General features: G+C 55.0%; 14 protein-coding genes. 8 read left to right on the top strand and 6 right to left on the bottom strand.

Annotation, left to right across the window (positions count from 1 at the left end; genetic code table 11):
* Window positions 1–15 precede the first annotated feature (15 nt).
* Both INT20_RS16115 and INT20_RS16110 read left to right on the top strand, forming a co-directional pair.
* Window positions 16–2,151, top strand: coding sequence for a RelA/SpoT family protein (locus INT20_RS16115; protein WP_172116787.1), 2,136 nt, complete (start codon window positions 16–18; stop codon window positions 2,149–2,151).
* Between the two features lie 193 nt (window positions 2,152–2,344).
* Window positions 2,345–2,734, top strand: coding sequence for a RidA family protein (locus INT20_RS16110; protein WP_087110278.1), 390 nt, complete (start codon window positions 2,345–2,347; stop codon window positions 2,732–2,734).
* Window positions 2,735–2,871: 137 nt separating this feature from the next.
* Here INT20_RS16110 and INT20_RS16105 read toward each other — a convergent pair whose 3' ends face one another.
* On the bottom strand, window positions 2,872–3,753 hold the full coding sequence (locus tag INT20_RS16105) for an SDR family oxidoreductase (RefSeq protein WP_193057296.1): 882 nt from the start codon (window positions 3,751–3,753) through the stop codon (window positions 2,872–2,874).
* A 152-nt stretch (window positions 3,754–3,905) separates the two neighbouring features.
* On the opposite strand from INT20_RS16105, the gene INT20_RS16100 reads away from it, so the two are divergent.
* Window positions 3,906–4,835 carry a hydrogen peroxide-inducible genes activator gene (locus INT20_RS16100; RefSeq protein WP_172116789.1) on the top strand — a complete coding sequence of 310 codons (930 nt, stop codon included), beginning with the start codon at window positions 3,906–3,908 and terminating at the stop codon, window positions 4,833–4,835.
* A complete protein-coding gene (recG, locus tag INT20_RS16095) occupies window positions 4,832–6,910 on the top strand; it encodes an ATP-dependent DNA helicase RecG (protein ID WP_193057295.1) in 2,079 nt (692 codons plus the stop codon). Before INT20_RS16100 ends, recG begins: the two co-directional genes overlap by 4 nt.
* A gap of 18 nt (window positions 6,911–6,928) precedes the next feature.
* Here the strand turns inward: recG and yccS are convergent, their stop codons facing one another.
* The 5 genes from yccS to INT20_RS16070 form a co-directional block, all read right to left on the bottom strand.
* Window positions 6,929–9,145, bottom strand: a complete 2,217-nt coding sequence (gene yccS, locus INT20_RS16090; protein ID WP_193057294.1) for a YccS family putative transporter — start codon at window positions 9,143–9,145, stop codon at window positions 6,929–6,931.
* A 136-nt stretch (window positions 9,146–9,281) separates the two neighbouring features.
* Complete coding sequence (locus INT20_RS16085; protein WP_193057293.1) at window positions 9,282–9,464, bottom strand: hypothetical protein; 183 nt, start codon at window positions 9,462–9,464, stop codon at window positions 9,282–9,284.
* A 103-nt stretch (window positions 9,465–9,567) separates the two neighbouring features.
* A complete protein-coding gene (locus tag INT20_RS16080) occupies window positions 9,568–9,924 on the bottom strand; it encodes a hypothetical protein (RefSeq protein ID WP_193057292.1) in 357 nt (118 codons plus the stop codon).
* Window positions 9,924–10,196: an HU family DNA-binding protein gene (locus INT20_RS16075; RefSeq protein WP_193057291.1), complete on the bottom strand. Its 273-nt coding sequence runs from the start codon at window positions 10,194–10,196 to the stop codon at window positions 9,924–9,926. The genes INT20_RS16080 and INT20_RS16075 overlap by 1 nt, the downstream gene beginning before the upstream one ends.
* Before the next feature lie 104 nt (window positions 10,197–10,300).
* Complete coding sequence (locus tag INT20_RS16070; RefSeq protein WP_193057290.1) at window positions 10,301–11,494, bottom strand: NAD(P)/FAD-dependent oxidoreductase; 1,194 nt, start codon at window positions 11,492–11,494, stop codon at window positions 10,301–10,303.
* Between the two features lie 85 nt (window positions 11,495–11,579).
* On the opposite strand from INT20_RS16070, the gene INT20_RS16065 reads away from it, so the two are divergent.
* The 4 genes from INT20_RS16065 (at window position 11,580) to phoR (ending at window position 15,193) form a co-directional block, all read left to right on the top strand.
* Complete coding sequence (locus tag INT20_RS16065; protein WP_193057289.1) at window positions 11,580–12,143, top strand: chorismate--pyruvate lyase family protein; 564 nt, start codon at window positions 11,580–11,582, stop codon at window positions 12,141–12,143.
* 35 nt (window positions 12,144–12,178) lie between these two features.
* Entirely contained in the window at window positions 12,179–13,075 is an 897-nt protein-coding gene (ubiA, locus tag INT20_RS16060; RefSeq protein WP_193057288.1) for a 4-hydroxybenzoate octaprenyltransferase, read from the top strand.
* A 130-nt stretch (window positions 13,076–13,205) separates the two neighbouring features.
* A complete protein-coding gene (gene phoB / locus INT20_RS16055; RefSeq protein ID WP_087110299.1) occupies window positions 13,206–13,895 on the top strand; it encodes a phosphate regulon transcriptional regulator PhoB in 690 nt (229 codons plus the stop codon).
* A 2-nt stretch (window positions 13,896–13,897) separates the two neighbouring features.
* Window positions 13,898–15,193: a phosphate regulon sensor histidine kinase PhoR gene (gene phoR, locus INT20_RS16050; RefSeq protein WP_193057287.1), complete on the top strand. Its 1,296-nt coding sequence runs from the start codon at window positions 13,898–13,900 to the stop codon at window positions 15,191–15,193.
* The last annotated feature ends 386 nt before the right edge of the window (window positions 15,194–15,579 follow it).

Raw genomic sequence — 15,579 nt, 5'->3', positions numbered from 1 at the left:
GCAGGGGCGCGGTAAATGTTCACCATTGATGACCTGGCCGATCGACTCGGCGGCTATTTACCCTCAGATGAGATCCAGCAGGTCAAGCGCGCCTTTTATTACGCCGAGCAGGCCCATGATGGCCAGCGTCGGCGCTCGGGTGAGCCCTACGTTACCCATCCGCTTGCTGTGGCCAATATTCTGGCCAATATGCACATGGACCATCAAAGCCTGATGGCCGCCATGCTGCATGATGTCATTGAAGATACCGGTGTTTCCAAAAAGGCGTTGGCTGCCCAGTTCGGCGATCCGGTGGCGGAGCTTGTCGATGGCGTTTCCAAGCTGACCCAGATCACCTTTGAAGATAAAGCCGTTGCTCAGGCGGAAAACTTCCAGAAGATGGTATTGGCGATGTCGCGGGATATTCGCGTCATTATCGTCAAGCTAGCTGACCGCCTGCATAACATGCGTACGCTTGGTGCGCTCAGGCCGGATAAAAAACGCCGTATTGCCCGAGAAACGCTGGAAATTTATGCCCGTATTGCCGGGCGGCTAGGCATCAATACGATCCGTATTGAGCTTGAAGATCTTTCGTTTCAAGCCATTCACCCCATGCGTTCAGAGCGTATCAAGCGAGCGGTCGCCAGCGCCCGGGGGAATCGGCGTAGCGCCATGCGTGAAATCCAGTCGTCACTGCAGCAAAGCCTGGATGAAGAGGTGTTGCAGGGCACGGTCATGGGGCGGCAAAAGCACCTGCTCTCGATCTATAAAAAGATGCGCGACCAGCGTAAACCGTTTGCTGAAATCATGGACGTATTCGGGTTTCGGATCATTACCGAGGATGTCGCCAACTGCTATCGTATTCTGGGCGTGGTGCATAATCTGTATAAGCCGGTGCCTGGGCGCTTTAAAGACTATATCGCCATCCCCAAGGCCAACGGCTATCAAAGTCTCCACACTACGCTGTTTGGGCCGCGCGGCATGCCGATTGAAGTGCAGATCCGCACCCGCGAAATGGAGGCCATGGCCAATAACGGTATTGCGGCTCACTGGCTCTATAAAGCGGGGCAGACCACGCATCCGATTGCTGAAGGCAGCCATGCGCGCGCCCGGGCATGGGTGAAAGGCCTATTGGAGATGCAGCGCCACGCCGGGAACTCATTGGAGTTTATCGAACACGTCAAAAATGATCTGTTCCCCGACGATATTTACGTGTTTACCCCAAAAGGCGACATCATGGAGCTGCCCCAAGGCGCCACGGTGATCGACTTTGCGTATAGCGTGCATACCGATATCGGCAATAACTGTATTGCTTGCCGAATTGATCGCCATTTGGCGCCGCTTTCAACACGCCTGGAAAGTGGCCAGACGCTGGAAATTATCACCGCGCCCGGCGCACGCCCCAACCTTGCCTGGCTTAGCTTTGTCTCGACGGCCAAGGCGCGCTCGGCTATTCGCCACGCGCTGAAGCATCAGCAGCAAACCGAAGCGATTACGCTTGGTCGGCGGCTCCTTAACAAGGCGCTGGCGCCGTTTGAAACCAGCCTGGAAGAGCTTGACGACAGCGTGCTTCAGCAAGCGTTAAAAGAGCTGGAAATAGCCTCACAGGATAGCCTTCTGGAGTCGCTGGGTCTGGGCAACCGTATGGCGCATGTGGTCGCCAGGCGCTTGATGGACGTCGCTCATGGTGATCATCCCGATTCCCGTTCAGGTACCTTTGATGGTGGCAAAGCCGTGCTGATAAGCGGTAGCGAAGGCATGGTGATTAACTTTGCTCGCTGTTGCCATCCGCTTCCTGGCGACCCGGTGTTGGGCCATCTTTCTATGGGTAAAGGACTGGTGGTGCATCGCGCCGAGTGCAGAAACCTGATAGAGCATAAAAACGATCCTGATAAGCTGTTTACGCTTGAGTGGTCTGACGCGATTGATGAAGACTTCCCGGTCGCATTGCGGATTGAAATTGAAAGCCGTCGAGGCCTCGTCGCGGAGCTTGCAGGGCTGGTGACCGATGCTGATGCCAATATCGAGCGAATTGGCATTGAAGAGCGTGATGCGCGCCTCTCTACGGTGAATCTCACGCTGTCGGTCAAAGGCCGCGTTCACCTTGCACGTATTATCAAACGCATTCGTAATTTGCCGAACGTCGGAAAAATTACCCGTATGACCAACTAAACCTATTAAAGCGGCCTGGCCGAATTGCCATCCGGCACCGGCCACGTACCGCTATTGCAGTCATTACCTATTTTTGAAAAAAACAGACCCCCTTTTAAACTTTATACAAACACGCTGGTTGGATAATTAACGCTTAATAATGACTGGTACTGAAGAACGACGAGTACTGAATAACTGAGGAGCGAAACACCGCATGAGCAATAAAGCCGTTATTAATACTGACAAAGCCCCCGCCGCGATTGGCCCTTACTCGCAGGCGATCAAAGCGGGTAATACGGTCTATCTCTCTGGTCAGATTCCGCTAGACCCAGCGACCATGGAGCTGGTGTCCGAGGACTTCGAAGCACAGGCGCGCCAGGTATTTACCAACCTGAAAGCCGTTTGCGAAGAAGCCGCAGGCTCGCTTGGCGATGTGGTGAAACTGAATTTGTACCTGGTCGACCTGGATAACTTCGCCATCGTTAACAAAGTAATGGAAGAGTTTTTCTCTACACCGTTTCCTGCCCGCGCCGCGGTGGGTGTTAAAGCGCTGCCTAAAGGCAGCCAGGTAGAAGCCGAAGCCGTAATGGTCATCGGCGACTAAACCGTTAATGACGTTTTCGCTATAAAAAACACCGGCTGAGCGTTTAGCGCCCAGTCGGTGTTTGCGTATTGATTATCTCGTCTGCTATCGACTGCTTCGCTATCTGAAGTAACGCTTTTTTACCCGGAAGTTTTCAATCAGGCTTTCTGAGTCTCTAAAAAGCCGCCCTCTTTGAGTATCTGAGCGTAGCCTTCACGGTAGCTTGGGTAGCGAAACTGATAGCCGGTTCCAAGGATACGTTGGTTATTACAGCGCTTACTGGCCCGGCGGCGCAGCGGCGACTGCATGGTATCGGTTGATTCCACCTTCAGTTGCTTGCCTATCCAGGCCATCACGTTATGCATGGTGACCGGCTCGCAGTCGCTACCCAGGTAAAGTTCCGCCAGCGGTTGACCGCTTTCCTGGCTGCGAATTAAATGCGCCAGAATACCGGTACAATCATCCCGGTGAATGCGGTTGGAGTAGATAACCGGCGTAACCGCAGCGATGCGGCCTTCTGCTACCTGGTGAATCAAGCGGTCACGGCCAGGCCCGTAAATGCCTGAAAAACGCACCACAGTGCCGGGTAGCGAATGGTTAAGCAGCCGTTGCTCCGCTTCATACATCAGCATGCCAGAGAAGCTGGTAGGGCCGGTTGGGCTATCCTCGGTCACCTCCTCGCCTTCCTGCTGACCATATACGCTGGTAGAGGAGACAAAAAAGACCCGACGCGGTGGTTTTTTGTGCTGTTCCATCACGCTCAGTACGCGCTTTAGACCGTCCGGATAGGCGCTTTGGTAAGCGCTCTCTTCAAAGCGGTCAGCGCTTACGCTATAAATGACGTAGTCCGCTTGGGGGAGTGCAGATGCATTGGCCTCATCAAGATCATTAAGGTCAAGCGCCAGAGGTTCAATGCCGGTGTCTTCTAAAGCCGCTGTTTTACGACGTGCGCCAATGACGTGGTGCCCCTCATCAATCAACTGGCGTCCTAAGGTAATGCCGAGATCACCACAACCGATAATCAGTATCGTTAGCTTCACCTTGTCCACTCCTTTTGATAAATATTCCCTATTGGATACAAACTCGCTGCGAGATGTGACATCGTCATCAGCATTTCCTGTCCCTTTTCGTCCCGCTGACTGCCATGATATCCGTCATGAGCTGCTACGAGAGGATGCCCACTGGCGCCGTTATGACTTTAACAGAACTTCGCTACATCGTAACCCTTGCCCAAGAGCGCCACTTTGGTCGCGCGGCTGAACGCTGTCATGTGTCGCAGCCCACGCTTTCTGTGGCGGTGAAAAAACTGGAGGAGGAGCTTGATATACCGCTGTTTGAGCGCTCCAAATCCACGATTCAAGTAACCCCCCTTGGCGAGAAGATCATTGCTCAGGCCCAGCGCGTGCTGGAGCAAAGCCGGCTGATTTATGAAATGGCCAGCGCGGGTAAGGATCAGCTATCCAATCCACTACGCATTGGGGCTATTTACACGATTGGTCCCTACTTGTTTCCGCACCTGATTCCTGCGCTTGCCGATATTGCGCCGCAAATGCCGCTGTATATTGAAGAAGGTATGACCGGAACGTTACGTGCCAAGTTAAAAAATGGTGAGCTGGATGTCATTATTGTGGCACTACCGTTCACGGACACCGATATTGTGACCAAGCCTATTTACGAAGAGCAGTTTGAAGTCTTGATACCGGCAAATCACCGCTGGGTAGAGCGCGAGGCTATTCGTAAAGAGGAGCTGCTGGAAGAGCGCTTGCTGCTGTTGGGTGAAGGCCACTGCTTTAGAGACCAGATTCTTGAGGCGTGCCCGGCGATTAGCCAGAAGCTTAACAACCCGAATAACACCTTGATTGCCGAGGGAGGCTCGCTGGAAACCATTCGGCATATGGTGGCGTCACGGCTAGGCATTACCGTATTGCCGCAGTCAGCGTTGGGCACCGATCAGTATGAAAACGCGATGCTTGAGAGTCGGCCCTTTGTGGATCCCGCCCCTTCACGGACGGTAGCGATCGCCTGGCGAGCCAGCTTTCCGCGCCCTAAAGCGATCGACGCCTTGGTGGATGCCATCAGCCAGTGCCAACAGCCCGCCCAAAAGGGTAAAGCGCGCTCATGAGCGATCTTAATGGCCCCGTCACTGCGCTTAAAGGCGTCGGTGAAGCGTTGGCGCTCAAGCTTTCGCGGTTGGGCATTGAACACGTAAGCGATCTGCTTTTTCACTTGCCGCTACGCTATCAGGATCGCACCCGCTTAACGCCAATCGGCCTGCTACGCGCCGGGCAGGAAGCGGTGGTAGAGGGTGAAGTGACCGCCTCTGATGTCGTAAAAGGGCGGCGGAGAAGCCTATTGGTACGCCTGCGCGATGGTAGCGGTATTCTAAGCCTGCGTTTTTTTCACTTTTCGCCTGCCCAACAGCAGCAGTTGCGCCCGGGCGTTTCGGTACGTGCGTTTGGTGAAGCGCGGGCTGGGGCCACCGGGCTTGAAATTTACCATCCCGAATATCGCTTGAATGCAGCGGGCGAAACGCCGGTCGATGAGTATTTCACCCCCATCTACCCCACCACCGAAGGCTTGAATCAAGCCCGCTTGCGCGCATTGACGCAGCAGGCGCTTGGCGTACTGGATAGCGCGCCCGAAGCGCTGCCGGATGTCATTCCTGACGTGCTGCGTCAGCGTTTTCACCTGCCGGGGCTGCACGCCTGCCTACATTTGCTGCATCAACCCCCGCCTGATGTTGATATTGATAAGCTTTCCAGCGGCCAGCATGCCGCCACGCGCCGTCTGGCGGTGGAAGAGCTTTTAGCGCATCAACTAAGTCTGCGTGAAGTGCGCCTGCGTATTCAGGCCGACGGCGCTCCTCAACTGTCTTCCGGGCGCAGCCTTCAGGCACGCTTTTTAGCCCAGTTGCCGTTTGCCTTAACGGGGGCCCAAAGGCGAGTGCTTGAGGAGATTGCGCTGGATTTAAGCCGCCCTGCCCCCATGCTGCGCCTGGTGCAAGGCGATGTGGGGTCGGGGAAAACCGTGGTGGCCGCCATGGCAGCGCTAGCGGCCCTGGCAGGCAATTGCCAAGCGGCGATAATGGCACCTACCGAAATCCTTGCTGAGCAGCACTACCGGGCGTTTAAGGCGTGGTTTGAGCCACTGGGTATTGAAGTCGCCTGGCTTGCGGGCAAGTTAAAGGGCAAAACCCGCCTGGATGCCAAGGCAGCCATCGCCGATGGTCGCGCACGTATGGTGGTCGGCACCCACGCGCTGTTCCAGGACGACGTTCATTTTCAGTGCCTGGGGCTGGCCATCATCGACGAGCAGCACCGCTTTGGGGTCCACCAACGCTTGGCTCTGCGTGAAAAAGGCGAAGCGGGTGGGTTAACGCCGCACCAACTGATCATGACCGCGACACCTATTCCCCGCACGCTGGCCATGAGCGCCTATGCGGACCTGGATGTCTCGGTGATTGACGAGCTACCGCCGGGGCGTACGCCGGTTAAAACGGTAGTGGTGTCTGACGAGCGCCGCCCGGAGGTTGTTGAGCGGATTCGCCGTGCCTGCAGCGATGGTCGCCAGGCCTATTGGGTGTGCACGCTGATTGATGAGTCCGAAGTGCTGCAGTGCCAGGCGGCGGAAGTCACCTGCCAGGAATTAACCGACGCGTTACCGGAGCTTGCCATTGGCTTGATCCACGGGCGAATGAAGGCCAGCGAGAAGGCCGACGTGATGGCTGCTTTTAAAGAGGGTGAACTGGATCTGTTGGTCGCCACCACGGTGATTGAAGTGGGGGTAGATGTACCGAATGCCAGCTTGATGATTATTGAAAACCCGGAACGCCTGGGGCTTTCTCAGCTTCACCAATTGCGTGGTCGCGTGGGCCGAGGGAGCACGGAAAGCTTTTGTGTACTGCTTTATCACCCGCCGCTCTCCAAAAGTTCTCACCAGCGCCTAAGCGTCATGCGTGAGACCACTGATGGTTTCCGTATCGCTGAAAAAGATCTGGAAATCCGCGGCCCGGGCGAGGTGTTAGGCACCCGACAAACGGGCCTGGCACAGATGAAAATAGCCGACCTGGAACGCGATGCTGACCTGTTAGAGCGCGTCACCGCGTTAGCGTGCGAGCTGCAAAGCGAGCCGCAAATAACCGCCGTGCTGGTACGGCGGTGGTTGGGCGAGGCCGCAGGCCGCTACGGGCAGGTATAGCGGTCAGTAACGGTGCGTTTAAACGCTAGCGTTAGGGCGGGTAGCTTCCTCGATGAAGGCTGATGTGCGGGTCAAGCGATTCGCCGCCTCACCCAAAGGCGCTAGCTGTTCGGTGATGAGGCGTAGTTGGCTTTGAATAGGGCGATACATCACCACGGCTTGTTCGTCAGAGCTTGTCTTGCCGGACTCATCCAGCTGTGTGAGTAGCTCGCTGACGGGCTCATTGAGCGGGGCAACCAGCTGACGCTTGTCCAACTGCTCGGCAAGCTGGCCCAGAAGTTCGCTGATCCGTTTAGCGGATGGCATCAAGGCGGCATCATCCTCGCCTTCCAGCAAGCGGTGCCGGTGGGCGCCCAGGGCCGAGAGGTGGCTAAGCAGCGTATTGGAGAGCACCAAAAAGCGTAGGCCATTATCGGCATCCTGTTTGCGGTAGTGGCCTGGCTCGTGAAGCATATTGGTGAGCAGGGTAGAAAGCGCGGCATCGGCATTGTGGGCATTGCGCCGTGCCAAGCGGTACGCAAGGTCGTCCTGCTTGCCCTCTTCGTATTGTTGAATAATTTCATCCAGATAGCGGCGGTGGTTGGTAAGCGTCTTCGCTGCTTCCCGATACAGCCGGCGGCCCTGCCAATCGGGCAGAATAAAAAACACCGCGAGTCCTGCAATCAGCGAGCCAATTAAGGTGTCAAACAAGCGCGGCCAGATAAGGTCGAAACCGTCGCCTACCTGGTTAAAGCTGCACAGCACCAGCAACGTGATGGCCGCTGTCGCCACGACATAGCGTTTTTCCCGGTTGGCAAAAAAGGTGACGCCAGCGGCCACCGCAATCACGCTCTGCACGCTTGGCTGGGGAAACAGGCTGATCGACACCCAGCCTGCCGTAAGGCCAAGTACCGTGCCCAAAATGCGTTGGGAAAGAAAGCGTCGCGTCGTGGCGAAGTTAGGCCGACATACAAACAGGGTAGTCAGCAAAATCCAGAAGCCTTGTTCGGGGTCCAGCCACTGAAGCAGGCCGTAGCCCGCCATGAGCGCGGTGGTGAGGCGTACCGCGTGGCGAAAGGTGGGCGAGCCAAGGGTAAAGTTGAGCTGTACTCGCTTCCACGCTTCCAGCAGGCTGGAGGGTGAGCGATCATAGAGCGCGCTATCTTCGCGGTCGTTGGTGGTATCCGGGTTATGAGCACTGGCGATCTGTGCTTCGAGCGTTGCGAGGTTGTCCGCCAGCGCATTAAGCGGGTGCATCAGTTTGCGCCATTCGGGTTTGCCGCGTTCGCTCAAATTATCGATAGAGGCCCTAAGGTCGGCCAAGGCTTGTTCACTCTGCTTATGGTCAAAAGCGCGCTTCAGCAGTAACGATTTGGCTAGCTGACGGCAGGCGCGGCCCTGCTGATCCAAAAGTCGCTGGCAGCGAAACAGTACGTCATGGTGAAAAAACGCTTCGGTGAGGGCGCTGTAAGGGTAATGGGTCGAGCTTGCCCGTTCATGAATATCCTGAGCAATAAAGTATATCTGTAGGTAACGGTTAAGCTTTTGACTTCCACGCTGGCCTTCCAGACGACGAAAAATCATCTCTTTTGCCTGGTTGAGGGCATCCACCACTTTGCCGTTCTGGCGTGCCAGCGCCACGCGACGGGCTTCTACATCGACCCCGCGTACGGGTTCAAACAGCGCTGATTTAAGAATCAGAAACTCGCCCAGCGTCTTGTACACGCGCGCCATGCTCTGCTTGACGGGTTGACGAGAAAAAAGAACACACCAGACAACGGAAATAACCCCGTACCAAGCCGCACCCGCCAACAGCAGCAACTGGCGTGAGGCCACATCGGCATCCACACCGCCGTGCTGCTCAATATTGATCATTGAGTAGATCGATAAAATCAGCGTGCCTGAGGCAATCGTGGCGTATCGCTGGCCGATAGCGCCCAACATGATGAGGGTGAACGTGGATATTCCCAGCCCCAGCGCAAACAGCCATGGCCAAGGAAACAGCCACTGCACGATAAATGAGGCTGAGGTAAAACATACCAGGGTTACCAGCAGCGCCTGTAAGCGGCCTTGCCAGCTGTCATCGGTTTCGGAGAGCGCGCAGGCGATAATGCCCAGAAACAGCGGTATTACCAAGGCGATGTCGCCAAGATAAAGGCTAAATAGCAGGGCTGCGCTGAATGCGATAAAAACGCGCAGGCTATAGGCAAACTTATCAAGTGTCCAAAGACGCCGAAGCGGCAGTGAAATAGGCATAGACGCTCTTATTGTCAGTCGTTGTTAGACTTTAGTATAAGCCATGGGGCTGGTTCGTTGCTATGGTTTTGGGGTTATCACGTTATGCGTTTTAGAGCAGATAAGCTCCTACCATTCGACCACACGCTTGCCTATATTATCGCCATTGAGCAATCCAATGAGCGCTGCCCCCGATATTTTCAAAATTGCGCGTAATACCAGAAGGCGCCGTGTTATTGAGTTGCCTGGCGTAATCAGGAAGGCGGTGATTCAGTACGGTCTTGAGCCCCAAACGGTGCAGCCAGTCACGCTTGTCGGTACGTCCGGCCGTTACGATCACGTTTGCCCCTGGCGCTGTGCCAACATTATGGTGGGAGAAAGGCAGGTGAAACGCGTAGGAACCCGCCACCTACGGGTGGCGGGTAGAACCGCTGGAAGAAGCGTTATAAATACTTCAGCAGTTTTTGCAGCTTGTTCATATCGGTGGAGTCACCGACAAGGCGTACCTCGCCGTTGAGCATTCCATCGAGGAAAGCTTGCTGCGTTGGCTTTCTAAGGATACGTAATGCGGCTTCCTGATCGCGAAAGCGCAATTCAAGATCCAAATCGACTGGCAGGCCTTTACCAGAAGAGACCCCTTTGGGGGTCATCCGGTAGTAGCGAGCAATGCTCAAGTCTTCCGTTGCAATGCCCCAGTCCAGGTGACGCATCCTTTCAAGCTGTTCACGAAAGCGTGGCTTGCGGCGCAGGGCACGTTTGAGCATTAGGCTCAATAGCCACAGCGTCAGCTTGAGTTTCATTAGGAAACGGCATCCTTAAGCGCTTTACCCGGCTTAAAGGCAACATTTTTGCTGGCCGGAATTTGTAAGGGGGCGCCCGTTTGCGGGTTTTTGCCGGCACGTGCTGCACGCTCACGTACGGTAAAGGTACCAAAACCAATCAATGCCACATCTTCGCCTTTCGCAACACTGTTGGTGATTTCATCCAGAATAACATTCAGGACTTGGCCTGCTTTGTCTTTGGATAGGTCGGCACCCTCAGCGATGGCAGCGGCGAGTTCAGGTTTGCGCATAGGAAATTCCCTCATTAAAAGTAAGCGTAAAGCATCGTGGTGTTGTTAAAAGCACTCACTAGGCCAAGCTAGCTTATCCAGCCTAGACGTGAACGCGATAAAAATCAGCCCAGCAGTGTGGGAGCTGCTCGGGAAAGCTCCACTTTCCGTCTCACGCAGCCGCCTGTCAACGCAAAACCGACTAAATTCCCGTCTTTATCTTCGGCAAGCGCCGTCATATCACCCCCTTCGCCCTCAATTCGCCAGTGTTCGGGTATCGCCGAAGGCGGATAGGCCACTACGGGCAATAGCGGCGTTTTCACAATGATGGGCCAAGCGCCAAAGCTGACCTGCGTTGGTGAGCCTGCAAGCGTTGCCGAGAGTGTTTTGGCACTGGCTTGTAATGGCTGGACGTACATGGCATTGAGGCCTTCTATGCAAGCAACATCGCCCAAGGCATAAATATGCGGGTGCGAAGTGCGCAGATATCGGTCTACCTGAATACCTTGTGGTGAAACGGCAAGCCCGGCGGCCTTTGCCAGCGCGGTCCTTGGCGTAAGGCCGGTTGCCAGTAAAATAATATCGGCGTTGACGGTGTCATCGTTACTAAGCGTTAGCCGAACCGTGCTGTTATTATTCGGGGCTAACTCTTTAATCGTGCGGTGAAGCGCAAGCTTTATACCGGCTTCCTGAAAGGCATCACTCAGCGCAACCCCCAGCGGTTCTGGTAATAGCCTGGGTAACGGCGTGGCCTCTGGAGCAATCAGAGTGACTTGATGGCCACCTGCCTGCAGGTCGTTGGCAAATTCACAGCCGACTAATCCTGCGCCGATAACGGCAATGCGCGCGGGGCGATCGTTCAGCGCGTGATGGAACAGGCGATAGTCGTCGAGATCGTTAATGGTAAAGCAGTAGCGAGCAACGCTTTCTGGAATGGCAAAAGGCATCCGGGGCTCAGCTCCGGTCGCCAGCACCAGCGTATCGTAGGCAAGTGTTTGCCCGTCACTAAGCTGTACGGTGTGCGTGTCTGGTGTCATGTGCTCTACTGACGTATGGGTAAGCACATGGGCATCCAGCTCATCGGCCAGTACTGCGGCTGAATGCCTGGCCAGCTGGTGGGGCGAGAGGCGTTTTGCAAAGCCGGTAGATAACAGCGGCTTGCTGTAGTCCTCGCCGCTGTCTGCGCTCACCAAAATAATCGAGCGCTTATCGCCTTGGCGACGTAGCGCACGGGCAAGCCCAATGCCTGCCATGCCGGTACCAATGATGATTAACTCAGCGTGGCCAGTCGGGTTGCTAACCGGATGTGATGCAGGCATGCCATCCCCAAATAATCGGTGTCGTAAAAGCTTTTAAGACCACCATGTTACACTAGCTTCTCTGTTTTTTGCCCAGGAGTATCTGGTGGTGACGTCCTCTTTTCGGCAAACGCATGCCTTTCCTGTTTGGCAGCCCGTGGCTGCGTTACGCCCCGCCATGAGCGCTGCCTGGTGGAAGTGGGTTGCGTCTACGGATTCGCTAACGGCTCGCTTGCAAGCGGCAGGCGCAGGGCAACCATTCCGTGTTCGCCTGCTGCGCCAGGGCGTCGGCGTGCCTCTGCGTGATGAAGCGCAGGCGTTGGGGATTGAGCTTCGTCGCTATGCCTGGTTAAGGGAGGTCGCCCTGTGCGTGGGTGATAATCCTTGGGTGGTCGCACGTTCGGTTGCTCCCTTAACACAGCTAAAAGGCCAGCGATTGGAGCAACTGGGTGAGCGCTCGCTGGGCAGTTGGCTGTTTCGCCAGCCAGATTTAGTACGCGGCCCGCTTGAAGCCACGAGCGGTGCGCCACGTTTTGCCTTCCCTCAGGATGCTGGCGTGAAAAGTTGTTGGGGGCGGCGCTCAGTGTTTCAACATGGTGGGTTATCGCTACTCGTACAAGAGTACTTTTTATCCACCATGGCAGATGACCTTCGTTTGGCTTCGCGGTAGGCTTGCTCGGCATCTCTTCTTTACGTGAGGTAGGCATGGATCGTTCTTTGTTGCGGCCAGTCGGATGGGCGCGAGTCGCTGATTTTTTACACTTAATGCGCCTGGACCGCCCCATTGGTACTTGGCTATTGATGTGGCCTACCTTATGGGCGCTTTGGGTGGCTACAAACGGGGTGCCTGGCCGCAACGTGCTGCTTATTTTTGTGGCAGGTGTTTATGTTATGCGCGCTGCTGGCTGCGTTGTGAATGATTACGCAGACCGCCATGTTGATGGCCACGTTAAGCGCACGAAACATCGTCCACTGGCGACGGGGCGAATCAGTGAAACCGAAGCCCAACTGCTGTTTATTGGGCTGGTCACTGTTGCGTTTGTGTTAGTGCTGCTGACCAACTGGTTTACGGTGCTGCTGTCGATTGGTGGCGTGATCCTGGCGTTTATCTACCCCTTTATGAAGCGTTACACCCATCTTCCTCAGGTGGTGCTGGGGGCGGCTTTTTCGTGGGCAATCCCCATGGCGTTTGGGGCAGTGCTGGGCTATGTACCTGTGGAAGCCTGGTTGCTGTTTTTTGCGAACGTACTGTGGACGGTTGCCTACGATACCCAATACGCCATGGTCGACCGTGACGATGACCTGAAAATTGGTGTTAAATCAACGGCGGTGCTGTTTGGCAGTGCAGACCGCTTGATGATTGGATTACTGCAACTGGCGACGTTGGTGCTGTTAGCCTTTGTGGGTGTTCGTGTGGGGCTGGGTGGTTTTTTCTGGCTGGGCCTTGCCGGGATGGCGGCCACCTTTATTCATCAACAGCGCCTGATTCGGCATCGTGAACGCGACCCGTGTTTTCAGGCTTTTTTGAATAATTACTGGTCAGGGCTGCTGGTTTTTGCCGGAATTGCGCTAAGTTGGTGGCCAGTGGCCGGGCCGCTCTAGCAAAGCGTGATTAGCGCCTGTCATTCGTTCTTGTTATTGGCTATTGTCATATAAGTGTCATCAAGTCATGGTGTTATTGTCACTGAGATGTCATTGAATTACCTTTCATTGAGCACCGTGAGGCCCTGGAATGACCGCCAAGACCGTTTTGATTGTCGATGATGAAGCACCTATTCGCGAAATGATCGCAGTGGCGCTGGAAATGGCTGACTATCGTGTGCTTGAAGCGGATAACGCCCAGGATGCCCACGCGTTAGTCGTTGACCATCAGCCTGACTTACTGCTTCTGGATTGGATGATGCCAGGTACCAGTGGTATTGAGTTGGCGCGACGCCTTAAGCGTGAAGAAGCCACCGCCGAAATGCCGATTATTATGCTCACCGCCAAGGGTGAGGAAGACAATAAGATTCAAGGCCTTGAGGCGGGCGCGGACGACTATATCACCAAACCCTTCTCGCCCCGTGAGTTGGTCGCGCGCTTGAAAGCCGTATTGCGACGCACCACCCCGCGTGGCGTAGAAGACCCCATTGAAATTAACGGCCTTCTACTCGACCCCGTCAGCCATCGTGTTAGTGCGCATGGCAAGGCGCTGGAAATGGGACCCACTGAATATCGCCTGCTGCAGTTCTTTATGACCCACCAGGAGCGAGCCTATACGCGCAGCCAACTGCTGGACCAGGTATGGGGCGGCAATGTGTATGTTGAAGAACGCACAGTGGATGTACATATTCGGCGCTTGCGTAAGGCGTTAGGCGATGTGCATCAAAACCTGATTCAGACGGTACGGGGTACCGGTTATCGTTTCTCAGCCCGGGTGTAACTGTGCGCCTATGGAGCCGTGAGCTTTGGCGTATTGCCTGGTTAGCGACCATAGGTGTTTGCCTGGGGTGGCTGCTAGGCTCAGCGGGCCTTGGCTTGGCAGCCGGGTTGGCCGTTTGTCTTTTTTACCATTTACGCCAACTGCGCGTCCTCTTTCAATGGTTAACCCTTAATCCTCATAACGAGCCCCCGGCTGCGGGTGGCATGTGGGGGGATTTGCTTGACCGTCTTTACCGCTACCAAAAAAGCCAGCGCATTACACAAGGTCGATTGCGGTCTACGCTTGCGCGTATCCAGGAATCCTCAGAGGCCATGCGCGACAGCGTGGTAATGCTCGACCGCCACGGTGATTTGGAGTGGTGGAACAGTGCAGCGACGGATATGCTGGGCCTACAAACCGCGCACGATCGTGGCCAGCACATTACCAATTTGTTGCGTGACCCACGCTTTATCAGCTACTTCAACGCCCGCGATTACAGCGAACCGCTTACGCTGACCTCACCCATTGATGAGCGCAGCATTCTGCAATACCAAATTACCTTGTATGGCGACGATGAGCGCCTGGTGATGGCGCGGGATATCACTCGTTTGCACCGCCTTGAGCAGATGCGCAGAGACTTCGTGGCCAACGTCTCCCATGAGCTGCGTACGCCGCTAACCGTTCTTTCTGGCTACCTCGAAACCTATGGTGACTTGGCTGAGCAGCTTCCGCCTCGCTTGGGCCGAGGGATCGAGCAAATGCAGGACCAGACGCAGCGCATGCAAAATCTGGTTAACGATCTGCTGCTTTTGTCACGCTTGGAAATTGATCAAGGCGGGCAAGACCATCAGGCGCTGTCGGTTGAGCAATTGCTTAATAGCGTCTGCCAGGATGCATTGGCGCTGTCGCACCGTAAGCATGTTGTCCGTGTTGCTATTGAAAGTGACGCCCAGCTCATAGGGAGCGAGCAGGAAATACGTAGTGCCATTTCTAACCTGGCTTTCAATGCGGTGCGATATACCCCAGAGGGTAGCCAAATTATACTGCGCTGGGCGCCCATGGAAGATGGAAGCGCATGCATAGAAGTAGAAGATGATGGAGAGGGCATCGATCCTGTCCACCTCCCCAGGCTAACGGAGCGCTTTTATCGGGTTGATAAAGGCCGGAGTACCGCGACAGGCGGTACTGGGCTTGGTCTTGCCATCGTTAAGCATATCCTGCTGCGCCATGATGCCCAGCTTCAGGTTGAATCGCATCCTGGCGAAGGTTCGCTATTTCGCTGTACTTTCCCCGCCACTCGGCTGGCTGCTACCTCCTAGCCCCCCTTCTGGTCTTCTGTATAACCTTTATCCAAGCGTGCCATATGGACAAGCCATCTATGGTTCAAGTCTGCTCATGTGTCATTTTTAGTCAGTTATGGTGGTCCCTTATACACGATCAGTGAGCATGATTGGTACGCGGAATTTGTTTTAAGTTGTTTATTAATAATAGGTATTTTTTTATTTTTGTTTTTTGGCATTACATCTGCATTAAGTTGGGCAAGGAAGATTACCGCAGGAAATGGTACGCCAGGAAGGCACTTCCTTAAGGTAAGCAGTATCAACAGCGATCGAGGAGAAGGAACATGATGTAGTGGTCAACTAATACCGGACAGTAATTTAAGATTTTCCTCAGCCACAACGGGAGGCATACCATCGTTAAATGA

The sequence above is a fragment of the Halomonas citrativorans genome (assembly GCF_014898005.1).
In the GTDB taxonomy this organism is placed as follows: Bacteria; Pseudomonadota; Gammaproteobacteria; order Pseudomonadales; family Halomonadaceae; genus Vreelandella; species Vreelandella citrativorans.
This window is presented reverse-complemented; position numbering and strand designations above follow the sequence as displayed.